The organism is Agrobacterium leguminum, from assembly GCF_005144435.2.
Lineage (GTDB): Bacteria > Pseudomonadota > Alphaproteobacteria > Rhizobiales > Rhizobiaceae > Agrobacterium > Agrobacterium leguminum.
The window spans coordinates 46,424-70,308 of record NZ_CP120216.1; the positions used below are offsets into that span (position 1 = coordinate 46,424).

The 23,885-nt window shown below is 54.8% G+C and carries 20 protein-coding genes and 1 pseudogene; 16 read left to right on the forward strand and 5 right to left on the reverse strand.

Annotated features, from left to right (window positions below; genetic code table 11):
* Position 1: 1 nt before the first annotated feature.
* The 5 genes from CFBP4996_RS26870 to CFBP4996_RS26895 all read left to right on the forward strand — a co-directional run bounded on the left by CFBP4996_RS26870 (position 2) and on the right by CFBP4996_RS26895 (position 3,839).
* Positions 2-733 (forward strand): GAD-like domain-containing protein, encoded by a 732-nt coding sequence (locus CFBP4996_RS26870; RefSeq protein WP_078053763.1) that lies wholly within the window; start codon positions 2-4, stop codon positions 731-733.
* Between the two features lie 36 nt (positions 734-769).
* Positions 770-1,348 (forward strand): hypothetical protein, encoded by a 579-nt coding sequence (locus tag CFBP4996_RS26875; protein WP_078053762.1) that lies wholly within the window; start codon positions 770-772, stop codon positions 1,346-1,348.
* 189 nt (positions 1,349-1,537) lie between these two features.
* Positions 1,538-2,481, forward strand: a protein-coding gene (locus CFBP4996_RS26885) for an IS630 family transposase (RefSeq protein WP_416377895.1) whose coding sequence is annotated in 2 segments (ribosomal slippage) — positions 1,538-1,841 and positions 1,841-2,481 — 945 coding nt in all. Because the reading frame shifts where the segments join, the coding sequence is not laid out codon by codon here.
* A gap of 507 nt (positions 2,482-2,988) precedes the next feature.
* Positions 2,989-3,462 (forward strand): Hsp20 family protein, encoded by a 474-nt coding sequence (locus CFBP4996_RS26890; RefSeq protein WP_078053760.1) that lies wholly within the window; start codon positions 2,989-2,991, stop codon positions 3,460-3,462.
* A 77-nt stretch (positions 3,463-3,539) separates the two neighbouring features.
* Positions 3,540-3,839, forward strand: a complete 300-nt coding sequence (locus CFBP4996_RS26895; protein WP_078053759.1) for a DUF982 domain-containing protein — start codon at positions 3,540-3,542, stop codon at positions 3,837-3,839.
* Between the two features lie 229 nt (positions 3,840-4,068).
* Here CFBP4996_RS26895 and CFBP4996_RS26900 read toward each other — a convergent pair whose 3' ends face one another.
* Positions 4,069-4,575 (reverse strand): IS3 family transposase, encoded by a 507-nt coding sequence (locus CFBP4996_RS26900; protein ID WP_112967606.1) that lies wholly within the window; start codon positions 4,573-4,575, stop codon positions 4,069-4,071.
* Between the two features lie 1,703 nt (positions 4,576-6,278).
* On the opposite strand from CFBP4996_RS26900, the gene CFBP4996_RS26910 reads away from it, so the two are divergent.
* Entirely contained in the window at positions 6,279-6,587 is a 309-nt protein-coding gene (locus CFBP4996_RS26910; protein ID WP_078053757.1) for a type II toxin-antitoxin system RelB/DinJ family antitoxin, read from the forward strand.
* On the forward strand, positions 6,584-6,877 hold the full coding sequence (locus CFBP4996_RS26915; protein ID WP_078053756.1) for a type II toxin-antitoxin system RelE/ParE family toxin: 294 nt from the start codon (positions 6,584-6,586) through the stop codon (positions 6,875-6,877). The genes CFBP4996_RS26910 and CFBP4996_RS26915 overlap by 4 nt, the downstream gene beginning before the upstream one ends.
* 271 nt (positions 6,878-7,148) lie before the next feature.
* On the opposite strand, the gene CFBP4996_RS26920 is transcribed toward CFBP4996_RS26915, so the two are convergent.
* Complete coding sequence (locus CFBP4996_RS26920; RefSeq protein ID WP_080855010.1) at positions 7,149-10,727, reverse strand: autotransporter outer membrane beta-barrel domain-containing protein; 3,579 nt, start codon at positions 10,725-10,727, stop codon at positions 7,149-7,151.
* Between the two features lie 341 nt (positions 10,728-11,068).
* Between CFBP4996_RS26920 and CFBP4996_RS26925 the strand changes: the two genes are divergently transcribed.
* From CFBP4996_RS26925 to CFBP4996_RS26935, 3 genes are all read left to right on the forward strand, one after another.
* A complete protein-coding gene (locus tag CFBP4996_RS26925; protein ID WP_078053834.1) occupies positions 11,069-11,311 on the forward strand; it encodes a hypothetical protein in 243 nt (80 codons plus the stop codon).
* Between the two features lie 812 nt (positions 11,312-12,123).
* A complete protein-coding gene (locus tag CFBP4996_RS26930; protein ID WP_162723999.1) occupies positions 12,124-13,059 on the forward strand; it encodes an energy transducer TonB in 936 nt (311 codons plus the stop codon).
* A 287-nt stretch (positions 13,060-13,346) separates the two neighbouring features.
* Positions 13,347-13,910: a hypothetical protein gene (locus tag CFBP4996_RS26935; RefSeq protein ID WP_162936142.1), complete on the forward strand. Its 564-nt coding sequence runs from the start codon at positions 13,347-13,349 to the stop codon at positions 13,908-13,910.
* Between the two features lie 256 nt (positions 13,911-14,166).
* Here the strand turns inward: CFBP4996_RS26935 and CFBP4996_RS26940 are convergent, their stop codons facing one another.
* Positions 14,167-14,817 carry a LysE family translocator gene (locus tag CFBP4996_RS26940; protein WP_080855013.1) on the reverse strand — a complete coding sequence of 217 codons (651 nt, stop codon included), beginning with the start codon at positions 14,815-14,817 and terminating at the stop codon, positions 14,167-14,169.
* Positions 14,818-14,934: 117 nt separating this feature from the next.
* On the opposite strand from CFBP4996_RS26940, the pseudogene CFBP4996_RS26945 reads away from it, so the two are divergent.
* Positions 14,935-15,147 (forward strand): annotated as a pseudogene (locus CFBP4996_RS26945) (hypothetical protein); the annotation flags it as partial.
* 528 nt (positions 15,148-15,675) lie between these two features.
* Positions 15,676-16,170, forward strand: coding sequence for a hypothetical protein (locus tag CFBP4996_RS26950; protein ID WP_161987968.1), 495 nt, complete (start codon positions 15,676-15,678; stop codon positions 16,168-16,170).
* On the opposite strand, the gene CFBP4996_RS26955 is transcribed toward CFBP4996_RS26950, so the two are convergent.
* Together CFBP4996_RS26955 and CFBP4996_RS26960 are read right to left on the reverse strand one after the other, a co-directional pair.
* Positions 16,167-16,811, reverse strand: a complete 645-nt coding sequence (locus tag CFBP4996_RS26955) for a response regulator (protein ID WP_080821100.1) — start codon at positions 16,809-16,811, stop codon at positions 16,167-16,169. The genes CFBP4996_RS26950 and CFBP4996_RS26955 overlap by 4 nt on opposite strands.
* Positions 16,808-18,241 carry a sensor histidine kinase gene (locus CFBP4996_RS26960; protein WP_112967406.1) on the reverse strand — a complete coding sequence of 478 codons (1,434 nt, stop codon included), beginning with the start codon at positions 18,239-18,241 and terminating at the stop codon, positions 16,808-16,810. Before CFBP4996_RS26960 ends, CFBP4996_RS26955 begins: the two co-directional genes overlap by 4 nt.
* Before the next feature lie 286 nt (positions 18,242-18,527).
* On the opposite strand from CFBP4996_RS26960, the gene CFBP4996_RS26965 reads away from it, so the two are divergent.
* The 4 genes from CFBP4996_RS26965 to CFBP4996_RS26980 all read left to right on the forward strand — a co-directional run bounded on the left by CFBP4996_RS26965 (position 18,528) and on the right by CFBP4996_RS26980 (position 23,884).
* On the forward strand, positions 18,528-19,157 hold the full coding sequence (locus CFBP4996_RS26965) for a hypothetical protein (RefSeq protein WP_162936143.1): 630 nt from the start codon (positions 18,528-18,530) through the stop codon (positions 19,155-19,157).
* Positions 19,158-19,794: 637 nt separating this feature from the next.
* Positions 19,795-21,993 (forward strand): putative bifunctional diguanylate cyclase/phosphodiesterase, encoded by a 2,199-nt coding sequence (locus tag CFBP4996_RS26970; RefSeq protein WP_080855016.1) that lies wholly within the window; start codon positions 19,795-19,797, stop codon positions 21,991-21,993.
* Positions 21,994-22,250: 257 nt separating this feature from the next.
* Entirely contained in the window at positions 22,251-23,201 is a 951-nt protein-coding gene (locus tag CFBP4996_RS26975) for a phytanoyl-CoA dioxygenase family protein (RefSeq protein WP_080855017.1), read from the forward strand.
* A gap of 398 nt (positions 23,202-23,599) precedes the next feature.
* Positions 23,600-23,884, forward strand: coding sequence for a hypothetical protein (locus tag CFBP4996_RS26980; protein ID WP_162936135.1), 285 nt, complete (start codon positions 23,600-23,602; stop codon positions 23,882-23,884).
* The last annotated feature ends 1 nt before the right edge of the window (position 23,885 follow it).

Consider the following 23,885-nt stretch of genomic DNA (forward strand, 5'->3'; position numbering starts at 1 on the left):
AATGGTAGAAAAGCCGAACTATAACGTGTTTGAAACTAAATGGATTGACGAGCTCCTGAATGCATACGAGATCGACCATATAGTTAAGCCTGACGCGCAATTAATAGAGCGCTATAAGGATCGTTTGCCTGAAATCTTGGTGAAATTCTGGATCGAAAAAGGTTGGTGTAGTTGGTCAAGGGGCCAATATTGGATATGCGATCCCTCTATATTTCAGCCCGTCATCGACTATGTGTTTCTCGGTGATCCTGAGCTTGATCCAACGCGCATGATTGCCTTTGGATATAATGCGTTCGGTAATGTCGATATTTGGTATGGCGATGCGACGATACGGTTGAACCTGCCGAATGGCATGGTCCGCGTGGAGCCCCGCGGATATGACGAAGACCAAAATCGCCAATGGACCGATGAAGTAATGATCGGTCTTAAACTGTCATTCAACGTCTCTCCATATGTTGCGCCATGGGAAGACGAAAAATACCAGAACATGATGCCACAAGCTCTAAAAGCACTTGGAGAGCTCGAACCAGGGGAAGTTTATGGCTTTGTGCCAGCTCTTAGCGTAGGCGGACGAAATACTGTGAAAAATCTGCAAAAAGTAAAACTTAAGGAACACTTACTCTTACTGGCTTCCTTCGATACTCCGACTCTATATGACTACGCTCCACCGTCTGAAGGCGGAAGCAGCATGGGTGAGGTCACCCCACTTCGAAAGATAGGCGCGAAACGCTGAGAGCGTGGTGTACCTTAAACGCGAAGGAATCATAAAGTGACAGACAAGTCGGGAGCGTGGGAAGTTTTACTGGGAGAAGGCATCGGTCCGCTGAGGCTTGGTACATCTAAAGAAGTGATTTCGAAAATTGAGGGCTTTGCTGAACCCGAACTCGTGCAGGATGAGTCAGCGGCAGTTTCGGACTTCGAGAAACTGCTAAACTCGATGGGGCCTGAGATGGGTCTCGATCCTGAGGAATTTAAAGAGATGATTGCGGCGATGCAGGCTGAAGCTGCGGCAGAGGTTCGGTGGGTTCCCAAAACCAAAAGCCTGCCAGTTGTTTTTTTTCACGGAGATATCCTTATTCGTATCGTTTTGTCGGCCGAGTGCCGTCCAAAACTTGAAGGGCGAAATATTTTTGAGATACCTGCCAAAGAATTTTATGAACTGGTGATTGCCAGATCGCAATCCGTCTTCAGGAAACGTAATGAAATAGTCGCGCCCGACATCTCCATGCGCTTCACAGTTCCCAAGAAGTCCGATTTCGAGGACGGAAGACCTATCGAACTGCTCGTTTTAGAGAAAAATAGGACGGATGAGTTGATCGCTGACGGATATAAGCAATTGCCGATCTGAGGCACGAACTCTCCAGTCTCTTGGTCTTTGGACATCTAAAGGGCGGGCTGTTGGAACGAAACTTCGAGGGCTTGAGGCAGTAAGCGATGGGTCTAGAGCACGTCCACTGAACTCGGAATCGGATTGAGGATTCCGTTACGGTCCGATTTCTGATTCCATGATCCGACTGGTGATTTGGTCGGAGGCAATATGACCCGCGCTTTCAGCGATGATCTTCGCAGCCGTGTTCTGGCAGCGGCTTATGATGGTATGTCAGCACGCTCGGCGGCCGCCCGGTTCGGAATCGGAGTCTCGACGGCCATCGCCTGGATAGCCAGCGCACGGCATGGTCAGATGAAGCCTGCTAAGCAGGGACGGCGCGGCGGTTCTCGTCTGGATGCCCATGGCGATTTTATCGTTGGGTTGATCGATGAAGAAAAGGACATCACGCTGAACGAAATGGTTCTGCGGCTCGCCGAAGAGAAGGCCGTTTCCATCGGCCGCAGTGCCCTCGATGTATGGCTGCGCAAGCGCGGCTGGACTTTCAAAAAAAGACCGCACATGCATTGGAGCAAGAACGACCCGACCTGCTGAAACGTCGTCGCGACTGGTTCGATGGTCAGCTTGATCTCGATCCGGCAAGGCTCGTGTTCATCGATGAAACTGGCCTGTCTACCAAGATGTCCAGGCTGCGCGGCAGGTCCCCTTGCGGCGAGCGTTGTCGAGCCGCGATTCCACATGGGCACTGGAAGACGACGACTTTCACCGGTGCGCTCAAGCTCTCGGGCATGACCGCGCCCATGGTGCTCGATGGTGCCATGAACGGCACGGCCTTCCGCGCATATGTCGAACAGGTTCTGCTTCCAACGCTGACAGTTGGCGATGTCGTTGTGATGGATAATTTGCCTGCGCATAAAGCGGATGGTGTGCGGCAGGCTATTGAGAGCGTTGGTTGCCAGCTTCTCTACCTTCCACCCTACAGCCCGGACTTCAACCCCATTGAAAAGGCCTTCTCCAAGCTCAAGGCGCTCCTGCGTGCGCGAGCCAAGCGCAACGTCGAAGCTCTGTGGGACACGGTCGGCGAAATCGTCCCGCTCTTCAAACCCAAAGAGTGCGCCAACTATTTTACGTCGTGCGGATATGACCCCGAGTAAAGTGGACGTGCTCTAGTGAAGCTGGCTGGAGATGTCGGCGCGCGCGCGGTGGTTCGGCGCCATAGGATGTCGATAGTCGACGTCGAGATCGGACCAGCAGCCAGGATGGACCTCGATACGCTCGAGTCGTTGCGCGAAAGGGGCTGGTTGCCCGCCCAAGGTTGAAAAAGCGGGTGCGTCCAGTTCCTGTAGCGTTGGCTGGGATTCAAAGATTGGGTGGGAGAGAAACGCCACCGGTGTCATTCCGCGCAGGAGTGCGGGTTCATGAGCAAGGGCCATGAGTCCTTGCCTAGCAGAGCATCCAATCTTGCGAAAAAAGAATGCCGGCGGGGATAAGTTTCATTGAGATAGCCTGGAAAGCAGTACAATTTTTTTTGTTGCAAATCTTGAATCCGAAAATCGTCAAAACCAAATCGATTGCCGCCAGCCGCTGAAATAAGGGCTGGTATCGCCGGGAGCGCCGCTTTTGGCATTCCCGTACCATGTTGCTTCAAGGAGGATATGGCTATGGCAACATCTTACGACTTCGCACCGCTGTTCCGCTCGAGCGTCGGCTTCGACCGGGTGTTCCATCTGTTGGAAAATGCTCAGCGCGCCCGCTCAATCAGCGACTGGCCGCCTTACGACATCGTCAAGACTGACGACGATACCTACCGGATATCAATAGCGGTTGCCGGCTTCACCCAGGACGATCTCGATATCACCTTCCAGTCCAACCTGCTGACTGTAACCGGCAAGAAACAGGAGGTATCTGCCGTTGGTTACCTCCATCGCGGGATCGCTGGGCGTCCATTCGAACACAGGTTCGAACTTGCAGATCACGTCAGGGTGAACGGAGCGGACCTTAGAAACGGCCTCCTGTCGATCGAGCTTGTTCGAGAGATCCCGGAGGCGTTGAAGCCGCGAAAGATATTGATCCAGAGCACGCCTGCGTTGACGTCCGCCGTTCCGGCGCAGATCGAAGCACAGAAGGCCGCTTGATATCCAGGCTCGTCCAGTAAGCAAGGGTGCCATTGCGATGGCGCCCATCACCATTCCGGGTTGGGAAGGAGAGACCAATGAAACCCGATATGTTCAGAAAACCTGTCACTATCCTTGTCGGCTTAGGCTTTCCTGTGGAAGTACGCGGCATAATGGATGCCTACCGGCATCTTGTCGAATGGCCGACCTCGTTCAGAGACACGGCACACTCGATTGCCCTAAAGGCTTCTCAAGCGGCGCTTCGCGGAGAGATCGAAGCGGAGACCGCGCGCGGCCTGTTTGCCGCATTCGCCGCGAAGCATGATCTTCTGGCCCCGGAGTTGCCGGTAATTAGCGCTTCTCTCATGCATGGCGACAGCGGTCCCCATATAAAGTGAGGACCTGCCCACTGCAAGCGGCCTGCCACGAAACTACGGGTTCTCACACTGCTCGAGCGATGCATAAATCGCATCCATGCCGACATGGATGATCTTGCGGACTGGCGTGTGGCAACGACATTCCTGATGACAACGCAGTTGCCTTGAGAACGAAGGGTGTTGATTGCCACTGAGAACTGACCGGGCGTTGGAGTGAACCCCTCGGCCTGGACCAGCGAGGCACTTCAAACTAAGCCGCTTGCTGGGCGAGTTGAGTTTCAAATTCTGCTGGCGACCTATAGCCAAGGGCCGAGTGCAGCCGCTTGGCATTGTAGACTTCTTCGATGAAGCTGGGCAATCGCTCGGCGACGTCTACGAAAGTTTCGTACCCGGCAGGATAAATGCCCTCTACTTTCGGAGTCTTCATAAAGCTCTCTGCCTGCGCATTGTGATAAGGGTTGCCAACGGCACTCGTGGATCCCTGTAGGGCTGCCGCATCGAGTGCTCGTCGATAGGTCTCACTTGCGTACTGGCATCCGCGGTCCGTGTGGTGAATGCAGCCAGGCGGAGGCGGAGGCATTCTGTTCTCGATGGCCGAATGTAGTGCGGCCAGCGCCAGCGGCGTATCCGGCCGTGTCGACAGGCCATAGCCGACGACTTTCCGGTTGCAGGCGCCGAGAATGACGGCGAGATAGCAACAGCCGATGGCGGTGCGGATGTATGTGAAGTCGGCCACCCAGACCAGTTGAATATGCATGCAAGTGTTGGTCGGTAATGGTAGCGCTTTCTTTGTATTGAAAATGACATTTAACAAGTTTAACGACTCGCATGCGGAGTTGGGGACATACCCTCGGCTGATACGATTCCCGTCAGACCGGTCGCCATCTCCGCAAATTCAAAATCCAGTTGGACCCCGCAACCGGGATTTGCCGGCTATGTGATATCCGGCCTGAGCCTACCAAAAATTGGTATTTGGTGATGCGTCGTTATCGAGATCACGGTCCACAATCTTGTAATTCCCTTTATGTATTTCAGGGAATTTCCTGGTCTGTGTCTTAATCCAACCGAAACACCGAGTAATGTCATCGGCTTCGAAAACTGGACTTTCCTCGCCAGCGCATTTTAATATTACGATGTACCGCAATCATCGCTCCATTATGAAATACTGAAAATAAATACGTGTATAGATTTTATTTGAAATTTCGCAACGAATGCCTTCGGTGCAGCAAATTTTACCCTATCTGAGTAGTCTAGAAACCTTCCGATGTACACTTTGGAGCGGCATTTCAGAATGGCCTGCTGCCGAGCATGGACCTCAGCAAAGATGGAATCCCCCCCCCCGCGAGCCGCCCCAACGGGACGGCCCCCGACCGGCCGCAAGTTATGATGGTTGCGCCCTTCCGTAACCGGTAGACGCGGCTATGCCAGAACGGACACCGCGCCAAACTCCAGGCGTGGCAACCGCGCGAAATTGCCGGCCGGGTTGCCGTAGCCGACATTCACCATGAAGTTGACCTTGATCGCTGTGTCCGCGAAGAAGCCACCATCTTGGCTACGCTGTCGCGCGACATGTTGAAATGCTGCTGCTCGCCGCTGCGTCATCCCTTCGGAAACAGCCAGGCGAACCCACAGATAAAGTTCGACGGTATAGATCCCCTGTCCCTCCTGCGCTCATTGCAGAAAGAAAATAAGTGGCCGGTTTTTACTCCGCTTGCGGACGGATTATTCCGCTGCGACCGTGGCCGACTTTTCCACCGCCGAGGCTCACGTCACGCGAGGGTCTTGCTTTCCAGCGTCTCGGGCGGCTCGAAGAGGAGCGGATAGCTTATTCGAAGGCGCTTGCCACTGATCCCGCCTGCTACGAGGCCCGCCTGTTCAGCTTGGTGAGATCGATTCCGAACCAAGCAGCGCTTCCGGGGCGCGGAACCTTCCGTGTGGCCAGTCAGTTTTTGTCGGTGAAGCTAGAGGAACTGACAATGCCCAAGAAAATTTCGGCCCCCTCCAAGACGACCGACCCTAAAGAGCAGCCTGTCCGCCCTTCCGAGGACCAGGTGGAGCCCGCCGAGCCGGACGATCGCCAACATCCGCCGCGAGATACAAGAGAGACGCCGGCTCCGAACCCAAACGACAAAGGGCTTCCGAACAGGGCGCCTGAATAAGTCGGAGACCGAAGACTGACTTGAGGCGCGCGATCGGTAAGAGCGTCGGCTCCCCTCCTGCTCGACGCCATGCCCTGAATAACGTCCCAAGTTTGGGATCACCCACAGGTTTGCCCTCAATACTTGAGCAAATCAGCGCGTGAAACCTATGTGCCTGATTTAGTGCATTTCATGCGGTGGCCGCTAGTTCGATTCCCTTCAAGAGCATTTGAGCGCCGAGAGCGGATTATTCCGGCACAAAACTGCATCTGGAAATCGTCATTCAATTGCATTACTATCTCTGAAAATGTAGGAGATAGTCATGGCTGCAAACGCTCTTGTCCAAACACGCATTGATGCCGAAGTTCGGGATCGGGCTTCGGCCGTGCTTGAAAGCATGGGGCTCACGGTATCTGATGCGGTTCGTATTATGCTCACCCGGACTGCTAACGAAGGGGCGCTACCTCTTGAACTTCTTTCTGGGAGTGAAACACACGATGCCTGGTTTCGGACCAAGGTGCTCGAAGCGTTAAATGATACTCGGTCGGATTTAACAGACGACGAGGCCGAGGCGCACTTTGCCAAACGCCGAGCGGCGGCCCGCCTTAAAGTGGGTTCGACAGAATCGTGAAGCTTACTTGGTCGGCGTTTGCGCTATCGGATCGCGACGCCATCTTCACGTATATTGAGGCAGATAATCCTGCGGCCGCTATTCTCATCGATGAGCGGATAGTATCCGCCGCCCGTCGCTTGCTCGACTTTCCTGCCAGTGGGCGCTTGGGTAGAATCGCCGGTACACGCGAACTCGTCATCAATGGTACACCTTACGTCGCCGCCTACGCCACTACCGAGACGACAGTTCGAATTCTTCGCGTACTCCATGGCGCGCAGGAATGGCCAGAATATCTGCTGCAAAACTGATCAACCACAGTCGAACCGGACCGACCAGTATCAACACTGCCGATCGATCCCGCGGCGTTTCGTATGGTCCGTTGTGCAAGCGCGCAATCGGCCCGTCAGCGTAGCGCGATCTAAACCCACCCTGATGAACTGCTCGCGATGACCAGAATTATCGGCTTCCGGGGCAGGTTGGGGGTATCCGGCCGATCTATGAATTTTCGATCACGGGTGCCGCTATCGTCGACGTTCATTACATCGGCGCGTCCTGGAATGGTCCGATACCGTCAGCCTTTTACCACTTCACGCGTAGGCCCACCTGTCCCCTGACGGAGTAACTGTCGCCGAAGTCATTCAGGCTGGTCTGAACCAGAGCTTCGCCATAGATCGAATACTTGTCGTCGTCCCAGCTATAGGTTCCCCCGATCCCCAGACCGCCCCATACACGATCATTGCGGCTGGCGAAGCTCACTCCCTCGACATTGACACTCGTCCCTTCAAGAAACTCATAGTAGAGATTGCCAATGCCGTGGACGTGGGTGCGATTGAGCAGTCCCTCGTCGTTCCGCCACGAGCTTTCGTGGTCGAGGGTCACACCGAGACGGCCTTGCAGGCTTTCTCCACGGTCGAGGCTGACACGGGCGCCGAATGTATCGGTAAACGCGTCGAAGTCGACATTGGAATAGACCAGCTGGGCCTGCGGCGTGATGGACCAGGCTGGATCGATGGCAATGCGCTTGCCGCTTTCCAACGACAGTGTGTAGCCAAAACCGCCATTGTTGTCGGTGAGGTTTGTACGGGCAAGGAGAGAGTCGAGATCGCTCGTGTACCAGGTCATCTGAGCCTGACCGTCCAGATAGAAACCGCTCTCGCCATACCAGGTCAATGTCCCGCCAAGACCGTAACCGTCCGTGCTGATCTCCCCATCGCCGTAAACAGAACCGGTGTCGGTTTTGCCATGGGCGTAATGGATTGTGAACCCGCCAATCAGCTTGCCGCTTTCCGCTTCTGTAAACAGCCCATCAATACCGGCCTGAAGTTTGAAGATATTCTGCTCGGACTTGGTGCCGGAGGTCGAGAAACGCGGTTCGATGCTGTTATGCACACCTTCAATGCGGCCCCATACACCGTTTCCTTCGATCGCAACGCCTGCTTGTTCGGGAGTGGGATAAGGTGTGCCGACAGAAGCGCCATTACCGGCCCAGAAACGATTACCGACACGTTGCTGCAAGGTTGGCACGCCGTTCAGACCCCGCAATGCCCGGGGGTATGCCTCGTAGGTCGGAACACCGGCCTGATAAAGCGGAGCAGTCGGCGTCGGATTCGACACGGTCAATTGCGAACGCAAATACCAGTTGCCATCATTCGGTGATGAAGTGCCCCCTTGATAAAGCTGATAGGCGTAGGCACCTGCAACGACCGCTTGCCTGTCACCCACCGTGTAGTCGCCAATGAGCGAGAAAACACCGTTGGAAGCACCGTTCACTTCGATGATACGGATACCTTCACTGGTCTGCGCACCCGTGCCACCGACATTGTTGACGCCGACATTTGTCGTGCCCGATGTGTCGCCATTGACGATGACCATATCCGTATTGGAGTTGTCATCACCAAGGGCAACATCGAACAGCATCTGTCCGCCATTGCCGCTATAATTTCCACCGATGATGACGACATCGCCGACAGCATCGTCCACCGTGGTGATGGTTCCGGCGTTGGCCACATCGCCGCTGAACGAATAGAACCCGGTTCCGTTGCCCGTTCCGACTAAATTGGACGTTGAATCAATCGTCATATTGCCGTCGAAGGCGAGTGATGCCATGCCGTCAAGTGTGGAATTGTTGTTCAGGAACACACCGGTCGTTGCTTCGTCCGGCTCGCCGACATGCCATGTGCCGTCGTCGATCGACAGATTGGCACCATCCAGATTGACAACTTCCCAATTGATGATCCTGCCGCCATTCGTGGTCGCTTTCACACCGCGAAGCGTAAGCGTATCGATCATGCCGTCGGCAACCGAGGTATCATCGCCGCCGTCGAGCACCTGAGAACCATCATAGGCCGATGCGCTTACCATCGCTGTATCGGAACCGTCCTGACCGTAGAAGCCGCCAGCCAGAGTGCCGCCCGTCCAGGTGAACGTATCATTGCCTTCATGGTTTGTGACACCGTCGTTGCTTCGAGCGTCGTCTCTGTCGTCACCGTAGATATTACCGATATAGGTTCCCCTAGCCAGATTGAAGGTGTCATCGCCGAGGCCGAGGACCGCATCACCGGTTACGGTGCCAGCGCTGTTAACGACGACATTCCCGCCAATCGTGTCCGATGCAATCGGGTTACCCGCAACACCGCCGTCACGAATGGCTATTCCGGACGTTGCCGTGACCGTTGCGGAAGCTGCGATATCTATTGTCGAGCCGTTCGCTGCAATCGTTTGGATACCCGCGCCCGCACCGCCACTCACCCTACCACCGACGCTGACCAGCGAGGCGCCCGTACCCCTATTCGACGCCAGAATGCCGGTTCTGCCAGCAATAGAACCCGCCGTTTGTCTTACGGTCAGATCGGTGGCGCTGCTGGCATTACGCGAATAGACACCGTAGTCACCGGAGGCGATCACATCGCCGGAAAGTGTAACCGTTGTTGTGCCGGTTCCCGCATTGTCTGCGAAAACACCATAGGTGCCGCCTTTGACCGTTCCGGAAGTCTGGCTTACAACAATACTGTCCGCTGTGGCCGCGTTATAAGCGTAAAGTCCAGCGCGTACGATTGCCGTGGCATCGCCGGAACTGATGATCGTCGTTGAGCCGCTACCCTGATTATTGGCATACATGCCGAACCAATTGCCGGAGATCGATCCCGCGGTCTGGGTAAGAATGATATCTGTCCCGGCTGTGGAATTGTAGGCATAGACACCAAATGTGTCGTTATTTGCCGCGCCAGTCTGGGTCTGGTTGATGATCCCGGCTGTCGTGATCGATATGGCGCCGGCCGCCCAATTATCGGCGCGGATGCCATGTGTATAACCGGTTATCGTGCTGCCGGCTGCCTGGGAAATCGTGATGCCTGTCGCGTTAGCGAAATTTTGCGCCCATATACCGTTTTCGGCTGCACCGTCCACATCGCCAGCGACACTAATTGCGGTCACCCCAAATCCACGATTGGTTGTGGAAATTCCGTTATCCGCGCCAAAAATCGTCCCGCCCGTCTGGCTGACGGTCAGGTCTGTTGCGAAACCGTCGTTGGAAACATAGACACCATTACCGATTGTCCCAATCGCCGTGCCTGAGGATGTGATCGTTGTGGGACCTGTACCGGTATTGATGACATAGATACCGTCAACGCCGGTGATGCTACCGTTCGATGTTATTTCAACCGCGCCGAAAACATCATTGATCGCCAAAATACCCTGCCCACCAGAGGACGTTATGGAGGACGCATTTCCGTCCGTTATGGCGATCCCTCCGATGGTCTCGACTCTGATGGCTTCCCCAGAGGCTGACAAACCAAATCCTGGTTGTGTGACAACCGTTACGGGCGCGGAGGAAAAGATCACCGCCGACGGATCGCTCCCTGTGGCAGCGCCGGAACAGCTCCAGGTTCCAGGGCCAGCGGGATCGCAGCTACCTGCCAGCGATGGCGAAGACCAGAGGAGCACCGATGTAACTGCCGCCGCCGAAATGACGGACAAACTTTCAAATGACAGTACCAAACGCGCTTCACAAGGCGCTATGCCACCGACGATCCTCTTACACTTCCCCACTCGGCCGCCACGGATGAGCATGTTATTTGCTCGATTTGTATCAGAATTATCTAAGAAAGACCCACCCCCGTTAGATGGACGCTTCTTGAAAAATGCTCCAGGTGCGGTCATTCACGGTCCCCATCTTCCGTCCCGATAAAGCTGAAGAGTGCTTCTCGCGGAACCATCTCCCCGAATCGAATTCGCCCAATGGTTGTTCCAGATGATTGAGATCTATATATTACTAAAATATAATCAACGGTGAATTCGAAGTTGCGCAGCCGTTAGAAAACTGGACCGACGCAGCCGAAATGGTTGGTGTTCCGCATCCAGCGGCTACCTAGCGTATTAATTTAGGGTGTCGTGGGTCCACACTACTCTCTGCAGCGTTAACCATATAGGGAACCGCCATCCCAAATCCGCTTCGGTTATGTTAACCCTTGGTAAACAGGGGCGATAGACGGACCAACGACGTGAGCTTTGTGTTGGAGAAACACTGGGAGCGGCTGCTTAAGGAAATCGCGGCCTGCGAAATGGCAGTTCGAGAGATCGAAACCGATCTCCGCCTCAGGGCAATGTCGAACGACGCTGACGACAGAGAGCTGACCTTTCTGCGGCGACTCAAAAATGAAAAGGTCGAACTGCTTTATCGTTGCCAAAACCTGAGAGAAGCGTTCATTGCGTTGCTAGGCGATAACGATATCGCCGCCGAGTAGTTTCTGGGTCGAGATCGCAGGCAAACCCAGTGAACTTTACCTAAAACGCGATTTGCAGCAGTATTCCTCCCCACAAGTCGCAAATACGGCCTCGGTCACCGGAAATGCGCCGCCGAAGCGTTCTGACAAGCCGACCTTTTCGCTGTGCTTAGTCCGTTGGCGCGATGGGGCTGGGTAGATACGCTTATTGCGGAACCAGAGACGGCTCTCCTATCGATGACGTAACGTCCCAAGTCTGGGATCACCACAGGTTTGCCCTCAATACTTGAGCAAATCAGTGCGTGAAACCTATGTGCCTGATTTAGTGCATCACGCGGTGGCCACTGGTTCGATTCCGCTCAAGAGCTAATTGGATGCGAGTCGTTTATCCGCGAACCAAAGTGCGCCGGATCGTAAGCCGAAGTCCGGACTTGAACTTTTAGACACCCGGCGTGATTGTGAGAGACGGACAAATCGGAGAAAAAACACTCCGGTCCTAACTTAATTGGTGTTGGAGTTTACATGATCAGAAAATCGATAATGGCTCTATCGCATGCGGTTCTTGCCGTACCCAATCCCCTCCGCGCCCAGCGACGATGAGCGGACGACGAAGTAATTCTACGCTTTCGGTCGTATCGATCCCTCTACCAGCCATGCAGCAAAATGAGGGAAATGCCGCATTGGTTTCCTGCGTTGTAGCTGCCCGATGGAAATTTCGAAGGATATCTCGCTTATAGCCGCGGCCACTTCGCGGCCGAGGCGAGCGCAGAAGTCTGTGAATGATTGGCCCATGAATTGACAAAACTGAATTCCAACAAAGGCGCGAGATGATGATGCCAAAAATGCAGATTGTATTAGGGCTCGTCGTGGCCAGTGTTGTGGCGCTGTCTGGACTGGCTGCACCTGCTATAGGTGCTTCGAGTATTGAACAGGGGATAGATTTACAGTTCACGCCACCTAAGGGTCTTTGTCAGGTCGATCCGTCACGCTCGAAAGCAGACCAGTACCTTTGGACTAGTCTTCCTGATAAAAAGACGGCCGAATTGACACACACATTGTTTGTCGATTGCCTTCCGCTGGAACAGGCGCGGAAAGGTGATTTTTCGGGTAAAATGCCAACGAATGTGATTTTTCTCGCAGTGATTCCGCGTACAATAGACCAGACACCTCCCATCCCATACAATCTGAAAGATTTAGTGTCGGCTTTGGTAGCGAGGGACGCGCCGCGTTATAAGGACGCAAAGCCGTTTTTTGGGTCGCGGAAAGAGACAGCCGACGTTTTCGCATTACTTGGCAGCGACGAAAACGGCGTGTATTACGGCATCCGAAAATTTGACAAATCCGGCAAGGAAATAGGAGGCGGCATTTCGATTTACACGATGATCGAAACATCCCCCATCCTTATCTGGGTGCTCGCTTTTGAAAACACGATTGATGAAGCCAAGTTTGACAGGGCAAAGCAGCTGGCCGCACAATTACAGGCTGAAAACAGCCGCCCCGTAACAGTAAATCTAAAGGGGCTGCCGCACTTGGCAAAAAAGGTACAATCCTGCTTCAACGTGCCCGCCGGAATAGGGGGAAAGGCGGTTGTTTCATTCAAAATTAACGAGGCGGGCGCTCTCGAAGGAACGCCGGTGGTTATCGAGCAGGGTGGTGGCGAAGCAAGCGAGGTCATTGGTAAGGCAGCGATAAGGGCGCTTCAAAAATGTCAGCCGTACCTGGAATTCGGTTTGCAAGGCCAATTTCATCTCCCGTTTGTAATTCAATAGGTGGAGGGTTTCATGACATGTGGCATCCTACAGCGCGACAGCGAGTTAATTCCAGCCAAGGCGGAGTAGAAGATGAGCGGCGGTGGCCGACATATGGTTGGCGCGAGTTGGCCATGAAGCTCGGCTTGGGGCAGGGTCGTATTCGCGAGGAGCAGCTTATGGAATTGCTGGAAGAGCGTTTGCGAACGACAGGAAGCCTGTTGCGCCCGGTGTGAACGCCGGGGCATGATCCTCAACTGGCTGCATCCATCCCGCACGTTTACTTTCGGACGCGGCGGTCTGATCCCATGGACGATGATGAACCGGAGAAGAAAATGAGGAGCGCAGAGCGAGCAAGTCCGCTTCGGTATCTTGAGATATCGACCATTGGCAGCTTCTGCGCTGCATTTTTGAGTTTCGGGGTGGCGACGGCGATGCCGGCGGACATGACGGCGGAGCGTCTTCTCACTATCTGTGAAGCGCCCACCGCGCGGACCGCGATGATCAAGGGTGACGAACTTGGCTGGCCGCGGCTGACCGATGCGGAAACAGAGGAATGGCGTCGTAGTTTCGTCGCCTATAATGGCGGTTCGGTGGACGTTGTGGGCTGGCGGCAAGAGAAGGCAGGCGGAGCCGAGTCATTGTCTTTTTGGCTTGCTGCTGGTCCGAACGGACACAAAGCATGCGCATATTCCACGCCAAGACCTGCCGGTTTCCTGGATGCGTTATCGGAGAGGCTTGGTGCACCGGATAATCTGGACAAGAATGACGCGATCGAAAGTACGACAGCCTGGTGGAAACGAGGTGCGGTCGAGTATTCTTTTGTTCAGGTAGGTTTATCCGCCGTCATCAATATCGGCTCAAGTCGGTGAGGTCGTGGCGTATACCGCAGGTAAATTGTCACGCAACCCGACAGACCGCCCCAAAATGCGAGACGTAAAAGGTTTCAGGTTTTTCGCGAGATAATATCGCTGGAACTGAAGGCGAAGATCGCAATCATCAAGAAGCTAAGCGCGGATGCCACTTGCGCACCCCATGACTGACTTTGAGCGACGAGCATACGTCCCCAGCTAGGTTCAGGCGGCGACACACCGAGTCCGAGAATGTCCAACAGGTATGACAGGTGGTCTATTTCTTTTGATTGCCAGCAAAAGCGGCCGTCAGGCCAAGGCCGATGTAAACGAAGCCGCTAACCCAGCGTTCGGCCTTCAGATAGGCGGGACTGCGCTTCAGCCAGTTGCCGGCCGTGCCGGCAGCAAGTGCGTAGGTGCAATCCGTCAGAACACCAATCAACGTGTAGAGAATTCCGAGAAAGGCGATCTGCATTGCCATATGGCCACGATCGACCTCAACGAACTGCGGCAGGAAAGCCAGAAAGAACAATGCGGTCTTCGGATTGAGGAGATTGACGATGAAGCCCTCACGAAAGATGCGCATGCTGCTTCGCTTCGGCAAACCGCCCTCGACGTCGGGAATGTCCGACGACCCGAGGAGCTTCTTGAGGCCAAGCCAGATCAGGTAGGCCGCGCCCGCATATTTCACCACGCTGAAGGCAAGCGCGGAGGATGCCAAAAGCGCCGAGAGCCCAACAGCGGCGGCGACGACGTGAACAAGTGTGGCGGTATGAATGCCAAGGATTGAAACGAGGCCGGCAGAACGGCCCTGCTCGACCGAGCGCGCAAAGATGTAAAGGACTGCCGGGCCCGGCACAAGAAGCAGCACCAGCGTGGCGCTGACGAACAGGCTGAGATTGGCTGCGCTGGGAATTGCCAAATCCATGATTGTTTTGCCCCCGTTTTCTATTGCACGAACGATAGCATTGAGCTGCCTCCAATGCGAGGTCGTGTTCTGCTTTTACGCTGTCACGTCGCGCCGATTTCTGGTTCAGCGGTCCCTATGAGCCGACATGACCTGACAGACTTTGAATGGCGCGCGATTAAGTCGCTGCTACCCAACAAGCCACGGGGGGTGCCGTGCGTCGATGGCGGCAGGCAAGAACATGACGGACAAGCCGCCGACCATCTGCTCGACCACGATGGACCTGGAACAATCGTGCTGGCGGACAAAGCCTACGATACTGATCGCATCCGGGTATTTCTCCGCGTGAAAATTTCCCGACACTTGAGAACTGTCATCGACGCGTATCGCCCTCGGGATCCGTTCTATGAAGAAGGCGGAGATCACGACGCCCTCGGCGACGAATTCGCTGCCCTATGACCGTTCCCCGTCTCGTGACCTCCGCCGCGAGTTGTGGATTTGGGTGCCTCAGGACGTCGGACCCTACCGCAACCCTTGTGAGTGTTTCACTAGCGCGGTAGGGATTGTTCTCAGAGGCATGACCCCGTCGACATTATCTCTGTTATAGAGAGAGCAATCGTTGCCGGGTAACCGGCTCAGTTCTGCGTGGAAACCAACAGGCAATGAGGCTTCTGCCCATGTCGCTTCCGACTTTGGTCTAATGTTATTCAGGTGCAAAAGTCTCTTAGGCGATTGCTGAAGTCCAAAGGAGGTTTTCTCTTCAGGCCAGGGCTTGACCACTTGCGGTGTCGCGACGATTTGTAAGGCGTTCAAAACCTTGCCGACCGGTTCTCGCGTGCTACCCGTTGCCGGATCCAATCGGTACCTCAGGAGCCAGATGTGTTATTGCGCCGCAAACTGATCGCCGTTTTCCCGTACCTGCTGTTGACCCTCTTCAACACCGCTCTCCCTTATACAATAAAAATTCACGGTATTTCTGCGACATTTGCCGAGCAAGTGGCTGAGGCCAGAAGCGGCAACGGCGGTGGCAACGGGAACGGCGGCGGTGGAGGTAGCGGAGGTGGCGGAAACGGAGGGGGAAGCGGCAACGGAGGAGGCAACGGTAACAGTGGCGGCAACGGCAACGGCAATTCGGGTGGCAAGGCAAACAATAGCGGCCAGTCGTCGAGCACTGGAAGTGCTGCAAAAAGCCAGACTGATGCCGATGACGCAACGAATGAAGCCGGCGGCGCCCTGACCGTTCGCCATAAGGACGGCATCAGTGAAACTGTGCAGCGGGGGCGATACGTGATGAAGGACTCAAAGGGCCGTACAATCGTCAACCGCGATGCAACGGTTGCAGACGAGCAGCGGCTCAGATCCTTCCTTCGTTAACGGCGCCTGTCAATCTCGTCGCGAAACGCCATCGCGGCTTCCGTCCGGTTGCTTACGCCAAGCTTGGTGAAAATCTGTGTCATATGGTGTTTGATCGTCTTTTCGTGGAGGTCCAGTTTGAGACCGATATGTTTGTTGCTTAATCCGGCAGATGCAAGCTCGAGCACTTGGTGCTCCCGATCCGTCAATGCGGTAAAGGGATTGGCCCGGGCACCCGATCCGCTTTCCGAAATCAGGCGTGCGGACAAGGTGGGTGCAACGTAACTGTCGCCTGCCGCGACGCTTCGAATAATGTCGGCAAGTGCACGTGAGCCAACCCCTTTCAGGACGTAGCCCTTCGCTCCATTTCTCAGCGCTGCCATGACGTCATCACCTGCCTCGGAAACCGTCAGCATCACGATCTTCTGACCGGGCACCCGATCAAGTATAAGCGAGATAGCTTCGAGCCCACCGCCCGGCATGGAGATATCGAGCAGCAGGATGTCGGGTTGGTGCTCTACCGCGATACGCAGAGCGTCTTCCTTGCTGCTGCCCTCTCCAACGACATTGAATCCGTCCATTTCCGTCAGGCTTCGGATGACGCCTTCCCTGAAGAGGGGGTGATCGTCCACAACTGCCAGGCTTATTTGTTGCGCCGTCATGCCTGCTCCATTTCCTCGATATTAAGCGACATCCGTACGGTGGTTCCCCGGTCTGAGGAGAAAAGATGGAAGACGCCTCCCAGGCTTTCCACGCGATCCCTGAGACCGGCAAGGCCGAGTTTCTGGGGCGAAACATCACTCATGCTGAAGCCGTGCCCTTTATCCATAACTTCGATGATAATCAGTCCGTCTTGAGATGTTTGCGCAACCTTTTGCCCGATGCCGCCGGCATGGCGATATCCATTGTTCAGCGCCTCCTGTACAAAACGATAGATGCATATCTTTGCCGAGGTGGAAAGGCTCGCAGGCCTCTTGTTCAACGAGAGTTCGACGGAGACGCCTGTGCGCTGCTCATGCGCGAGGACCGCGCGTTTCAGCAGGTCAGCAAGGCTATCCGTTTCTATGTGTGGCAACATCAACCCACTACAAATGCCCCGGATTTCCGTCATTGCGTCGTCGAGACTGGCCTTGATTTTTGTCAAGGACGCGTCGCGTTCTTTGGCGGGAGTTCTAGGGTCGGTGAGTGTCTGGCTGTCAAGTCGTAAAGAGGCATAGGCGACCAATTGTGCGGGGCCGTCGTGCAGGTCAGCACCGATGCGGCGCAAATAGCTCTCGTTGAGGGAGGTTGCCCTTTGGGTGGCGCGCTGAACACGTGCGCGTAACGCTTCGTTCTGTCGCAGCAGTGCGGACAGTTCCCCGATGCGGTCACTGAGTGCCTTGCGCTGGCTGTCGATGGTACGGCTTCCACGCAGGACTATGATCGACAAGAGGGCGAAAAATGTCATCGTAAATGTAGCAACCATTACCCAGCTCAACAGCCGGGCCCGATTAAGGCTCCATTCGAAATCATGGGCCACCTCGAAAAATTCAGAGACGGCGACGACTTTGCCAGACCAGGGCTGTAGGACCGGATTGTAGATTTGCAGAAGTGGCTTGTCACTGTCGCGTTCGGCCTCGCTCTCGACGTCGTCTATCCGATTGAACCTTGCTGCCATTCGGCCGGTAAAGGCCGTTCTGAGGTCATCAGAAAGCGGGAACTGCTTGCCGGAAAGGTTCTTGTCGCTGGAATAGAGAATTGTTCCATCGCTGCGCCAGAGCCGGAATGAAAACAGGCGCTTTCCAAGTGCGCCCTGGCCAAGTGTCTCGTCCAGGGCCCGCGTTATCGAATCGTCCAGAGCCTGGGTGGTTTGCATATCAGGCAGAAGAGGGGCGATCACGCTATCCACATAAAGCGCCGTCGTCGCCGCGGAATTACGCGTCACGGCGTTTTCGATCAGGCTGGAAACGAAGTAACCCACGACAACCATCGCACAGATCGCGACAACACCACCCGCAAAGAGGAACTGCCTTGCGAGGGATTGAGAATTCCAGCGTGCGACCAGTCTTGCCAGAGGCACTTTGTACTCACGGCTTGTCGGCAGAACACGCATGATCAGCACTCATCTCCCCCAACCTTTATAGCTATCCCGCCAAAGCGGAGTGTCAACCGTTGTCTCCCGGAGGAGGCAACGGTTTGTCCCGAAGATGAGCCAGTTCTCCGGTCCATACAATCAGGGACCATTGGGCGCGATCAATCGGACTATGGTCGGAATGCCCAAGGCATAGGTCCGAGCGGAGTAGAAACCTGAAATTTCGGCAATATTGTAGTGCGTAACGATTTGCTGGGACCGCGGCTCTCTAACTGCGGCGGTGCCCAATTTTATGAAGGACCTGCTCATGAACATCCGCTCTGTGATCGGAACCGCAAGCCTTGGTCTTGTCCTCGCCGTTGCCCCGATGGCAGGAGATACCGTCGGCTTCACTTATGCTGCTTTTGCCAAGGACGGAAACGGTGGTGGTAATGGCGGCGGCAACGGTGGTGGGGCCGGCGGTGGCAACGGGGGAGGCCATGGTGGAGGAAAATCCGATGCCGGCGAAAGCCGGGCTTCCTCCAACTCATCTGCGAACAAGGGCTCTTCGGCATCGTTGAAATCGCATCATTCAGACAAGCCCTCAAAAACACACGGCGAGAAATCGAAAACGCAAAGCGCAAAGTCGGGCACTGGCAGCCTGAATTCGATGAAGAGAAATTTTCATGCCTATCTGAATTCCAACGATCCCAAGATGGCAGCGCTTGCAGCTTATGTGAAGGCGTACGCGGAATTCGAAATTCAGTACGGGGTCACGGCCGTGCCCACGGATCCCGCGCTTAGCGAGACTGCGCTGGTTTCGGCGTTGGAACAGTTGGCAAACAGGCCGGTGACCAGCGAGGAGATCGCGGAGGCGAAGAGCATTCTGGGCGCTGGAACAAACACAGGCAAAATCGCGGAGGTTCGCGAGGCTCTGGAAGAAGAAGCCCAGAACTGAGGCACTGGTTGGGAAGGTTGCTGCAAGCTTGAGGGCGCTGCATCAGCGGCGAATTTTCAGCAGCTGTCATATGCGAGTTTGACGTCGACCAACGCCATCCCCTTGCCGGAGTAATAACCGGCACTATCGCCGGATCAAGCCGCCCGCCGCGGGCTTGATCCGGCGATATCACATCAGAGACCGCCGTGGCGCATAGCGCCGGCTAGCTGGATCTTCCAGTCTAGCCTTTGAGGAAAATACCGGTGTTGATTGATCACGATCTGGTCACACCTCCTGCGGAATGGCGATGCGGCAATTTACGATCCGACACGACATCCTTTCCCACCGGCCACGCAGCGACGGCAGAAGATCTTTCCTCAATTGCCCTTGCAGGCTTATTGCGCGGCGCATGCAAATGCGCGAACGTATCCGGCGAACCATTGAAGGTGCTCCTTTGGCGCTCAGCGTGTCCGCCCAACCTTCGAAGGATGAAATGTCAAAGATCACCTACCGGACCAGTCGCCTGTCGAGGCGGTGTCGCAGGATGCCATGGCTGCGACATGTCCAAGGCCTTCTTAGCCATACTTAACTATATTGGTTCCAGCAGTTTTAAGTTTCGTTCACGTAGTGTGGGCAAAACACAGGCGGATACGAACGAATGCTAACCCATCTGCAGTCAAAATGGTTTTGGAGATTTAACCTGCCCATCGTGGTGTCGATGGCCATATGTGGCCTTCTCCTCTTGTCACTCTACTGGGCGTCGGTCGCAAGCGATGCAATCGCGGTGGCAAGACAACGCGATGTCGTTGCCCTCACGGTTTCGAAACTAAAGTCATCAATCGCTCATGATCAGGAAAGTGCCACTGTTTGGGATGATGCGGTCAGGAATTCCATGGTCCGAAACCGCGACTGGATGGACACCAATCTCGGCGTATGGATGAATACCTATTTCGGGCACGATGCAGCAATCGTACTGACAGCGGATCTCAATCCAATCTATCAATTTGTTGTCGATCCCAATGATGCCCGGATCAGCGGTGGTCTATCGGCCGCCTATCTGCCATTGGCAAAGAGGTTGAAGGAGCGGCTTGTTGCAGGCGATGAGGAGGGAACGAGCAGCAAGGTCCTGTCCATTGGCGAAGCGGACATCGTTTACGTTGGCTCACGTCCGGCAATCGTCAGCGTTAAACCGATCGTTTCCGACACGGGAGATATCGAGCAGCAGCCGGGACAACAAAATCTGCATGTCGCCGTTCGCTTTCTGGATGGAGATCTCGCGGCAACCGTGGGCCAGGAGTACCAGTTCCGCAATCTGCGCTTCACGCTTCATCATCCGACGGACCCTCGTTTTTCATATCTGACGTTGCAGTCGAGATCCGGACATGTCGTAGGCTATTTCGAGTGGCAACCATTCAAACCTGGACACAAAGTTTTCGCGGCCACCATTCCCGCAATTGCGGTGGCATTTCTTGCTATATTCAGTGCAGCAAGCTTCGGGGGAAATGCATTCTGGAGACGATCGAACCGTCTTCAGGCAAGCCGTGAGCAGTTGCAATACCAGGCGACACATGACGGTCTCACGGGTCTTGCCAATCGTTCCGAATTCCACGCGCGAGTTGCGGTGGCCGCGCAAAATGCGAGGCAAGGCGAGGTGCATGCCGTGCTGTTCACCGATCTCGACAGGTTCAAGGAGGTGAACGATTCACTCGGCCATCCCGCAGGGGATAAATTGATCTCCCTTGTTGCTGCGAGACTGACGGGCCTTTTGCCCGACGCGCTCGTTGCGCGGATCGGCGGCGATGAATTCACCGTCTTTGTCAAGCTGAACGAGTTCCCCGAGGCAGAGCAGGTCGCAAAGACCATCGTGGAAGAACTTCGAACGCCTTTCGAAATCGATGGCACACATATCGCCATCGGCGCAAGCGTAGGTCTCGCCCTCAAGCAAGGCGTCTTCGACGCAAACGAAGCTATCCGGCAGGCTGACATTGCGCTGTATCATGCCAAAGCTGCCGGCAGAAATACATACGCGATATTCGGCGACCATATGGATGAGCTGCTTCGCAAGAGGAGGGCTTTGGAGGCTGACCTGCGAAAAGCGGTCAATGACGGCGCGCAGATAGAAACATTCTATCAGCCTGTTTTTTCCGCAGGGGAGGGTGTGCTCTGTTCTTTCGAAGCACTGGCACGTTGGAACCATCCAGAGTTCGGGTACATAAGTCCTGAGCAATTCATTCCGCTGGCGGAGGAGTGCGGCCTGATCCACGAAATCGGTGGCGTTATATTGGAAGATGCCTGTGCGATGATGGCTGAATTTCCCAATGTCGACATCGCGCTCAACGCTTCCGTACTGGAGCTATGTTCGCCTGCCTATCCGCTGACCGTAATAGCGGCGCTCGAAAAATGGCAAATACCGGCTCACCGCCTGGAAATCGAGATAACGGAAAGCGTTGCCACGGGTGAGGACGGTCGATCGGAGCGGAATATTGGAGCTCTGCGCGCAGCTGGCGTCAGATTTGCCATCGATGATTTTGGAACGGGATACTCGTCATTCTCGCGGGTTCAGAAAATCGAGGTGGACCGCATCAAGATTGACAAATCTTTCATCGAGGAGATGCACAGAAGCGATAGCAGGGCCCTCGTCCTCGCGATGATCAATATCGCGCGAGCCAAAGGCTTGAAGATCACCGCCGAGGGTGTGGAAACAAACGAGCAGCGCGACATTTTGATGAGTATGGGCTGTCACTATCTCCAGGGCTTCCTGCTTTCACGACCTCTTTCGCCCGATGCGGCTCGCGCGCTGCTTTTAGCCTCTCCCGATACCGCATCGAACCTTCGAGGCTATGCAGGCATTTCCTAGCTTGAGCGGCGCCATCTTCGAAGGGCTCATGATCAGCCGACAACAGAACTTTGGGGCGCCGATGACGGCTTGCCGTGGATTGCAGGTCCTCATCACCCGTCTGAACCGTGAAACGGAAAGGGGCGGATTTATGCTCCATCAAGAAAGGCTATATGTTGTCATCCGTTATTTCTGCTGCTTTGCAGCATCACGGGCGCGTGACTAATTTGATGTCGCTTAGGGGGTGTAATTTGCGTCAATAGTTACGAGGATTTTCGATGCCGACCACTCCCGATCTGGAAGCCGTTGCCCGCCGTGGTGGCAAATTTCAGCGTATGGCAGCGCGTATACCGACATATCTAACCGATTTCCGAGAGAATCCGGCCTGGTTACCCATGTTCATGCTGGCCCGCACGATGCCGTTTCGCAAGGCCCACTGGCTCACAGCCCGTAATGTACCTGGTTCAACGGAAACGACTTCCTCGATGTTCGGGAAACTAAGACCGGAAATCATCGCCGACGAATTGCGCCTAACGGGAATTTTTAACGGCTTGTGCCTGCCACCCGATATTCAACGGGAACTGTCCAGTTTTGGTCGTGAAACGCCTTGCTTCGGAAATTTTGAACGAAAACTTGAGTTCCTTCCCGCAGAACATACTGAGGCTGAACGGCGTTTCGGACGTACGATTCTGAGCGGGCATCATTTCGAAAGAGTGATGGGGTGCAATGCCGCATTGGCTGTCCAGGAGGATCCATTGCTCATCGCGATCGCCAGACACTATCTTGGCGGGGAAGCGAAACTGATTACCACACGGACCTGGTGGAGCTTTCCAACGAAATCAGCATCCGAGGCAGACCTGAGCCGTGCGTCCTTCAAATATCATTTCGATCTTGATGACTGGCGTATGCTGAAGTTCTTTTTTTATCTGTCGGACGTGGACAGGGACAGCGGCCCTCACGTCTATATTCGCGGCAGCCATAATCGCCGTCGTTTGAAACATCAGCTCACGCTTCTTGTGGGTCATCCTGCAGAAGAGATTCTGGAGTACTACGGCTCAGAGAATGTTGTTGAATTGACAGGTGAAGCCGGAACCGGCTTCGTTGAAGATCCTTTCGGATTTCATATGGGAACTCCGGCAAAGACAACCCCGCGCCTGATGATGGAGGTGGGCTTCGGCGTCTCGAAACCGTCAAAGCGGCGGTATCATGGTGAGCCCATCGTTCGTTAATTCATCAACCAGAACCGGCTCATGCGGCTATGAAAGAAGAGGCCTCATACTCGAGGCCTTTACGCGGTCGGGATGTCCGGATGCGCATTGCATCTGTTCCGCGGAGCGGTAATCGAAATCCTCTCCGACATTGTTGTAAGAGCTGACCGGAAGTCTATTTGCTTACCGGCAGATGCGGCTTCTTTTCTGGCGTGGCAAGTGCCTGAAGACTTTTTGCGAATTCGCTTGGCACAAGATGTTTCATGGTGCGGAATCTAGCATCCACAATCCAAGCCGGGTGATCGAATTTGGTACACATTGAGTAGGACCATTGCAACGACTCGCTACACCGCTTCAGTGCCTTTTAACCGCTTGTCTTTACAATATCATTCGGTTGTACTGGAATTGTGGAGGGCATGATGCCTGCCGAAAATGCGCTGGCGCGCAACCCGAATGTTCGGGATGAAGAACTTAAAGCTGCAATTGACTATCTTCGTGCGAAAATCAGGCGAGCAGCCCATAAGGGCCAACCTGCGCCATTCAACGCCTATCGATCGAAGTTGATATTTGAAAAGGCACTGAATATTCGAACCGGAGAATCCGAATGGGCTTCCGTCCGCTCCGAGAGACGCAATCTTGTCGAGCAACCGATGCTGCAATCTCAGATATTGCAGGGGCATTTTGATGGAAATTCAGCGGATTGAT

Coding starts and splice junctions, on each gene's coding strand:
- CFBP4996_RS26870 (WP_078053763.1), top strand. CDS start 2: ATGGTAGAAAAGCCGAACTATAACGTGTTTGAAACTAAATGGATTGAC.
- CFBP4996_RS26890 (WP_078053760.1), top strand. CDS start 2,989: ATGGCAACATCTTACGACTTCGCACCGCTGTTCCGCTCGAGCGTCGGC.
- CFBP4996_RS26895 (WP_078053759.1), top strand. CDS start 3,540: ATGAAACCCGATATGTTCAGAAAACCTGTCACTATCCTTGTCGGCTTA.
- CFBP4996_RS26900 (WP_112967606.1), bottom strand. CDS start 4,575: ATGCATATTCAACTGGTCTGGGTGGCCGACTTCACATACATCCGCACC.
- CFBP4996_RS26910 (WP_078053757.1), top strand. CDS start 6,279: ATGGCTGCAAACGCTCTTGTCCAAACACGCATTGATGCCGAAGTTCGG.
- CFBP4996_RS26920 (WP_080855010.1), bottom strand. CDS start 10,727: ATGACCGCACCTGGAGCATTTTTCAAGAAGCGTCCATCTAACGGGGGT.
- CFBP4996_RS26930 (WP_162723999.1), top strand. CDS start 12,124: ATGCCAAAAATGCAGATTGTATTAGGGCTCGTCGTGGCCAGTGTTGTG.
- CFBP4996_RS26935 (WP_162936142.1), top strand. CDS start 13,347: ATGGACGATGATGAACCGGAGAAGAAAATGAGGAGCGCAGAGCGAGCA.
- CFBP4996_RS26940 (WP_080855013.1), bottom strand. CDS start 14,817: ATGGATTTGGCAATTCCCAGCGCAGCCAATCTCAGCCTGTTCGTCAGC.
- CFBP4996_RS26955 (WP_080821100.1), bottom strand. CDS start 16,811: ATGACGGCGCAACAAATAAGCCTGGCAGTTGTGGACGATCACCCCCTC.
- CFBP4996_RS26960 (WP_112967406.1), bottom strand. CDS start 18,241: ATGCGTGTTCTGCCGACAAGCCGTGAGTACAAAGTGCCTCTGGCAAGA.
- CFBP4996_RS26965 (WP_162936143.1), top strand. CDS start 18,528: ATGAACATCCGCTCTGTGATCGGAACCGCAAGCCTTGGTCTTGTCCTC.
- CFBP4996_RS26970 (WP_080855016.1), top strand. CDS start 19,795: ATGCTAACCCATCTGCAGTCAAAATGGTTTTGGAGATTTAACCTGCCC.
- CFBP4996_RS26975 (WP_080855017.1), top strand. CDS start 22,251: ATGCCGACCACTCCCGATCTGGAAGCCGTTGCCCGCCGTGGTGGCAAA.
- CFBP4996_RS26980 (WP_162936135.1), top strand. CDS start 23,600: ATGCCTGCCGAAAATGCGCTGGCGCGCAACCCGAATGTTCGGGATGAA.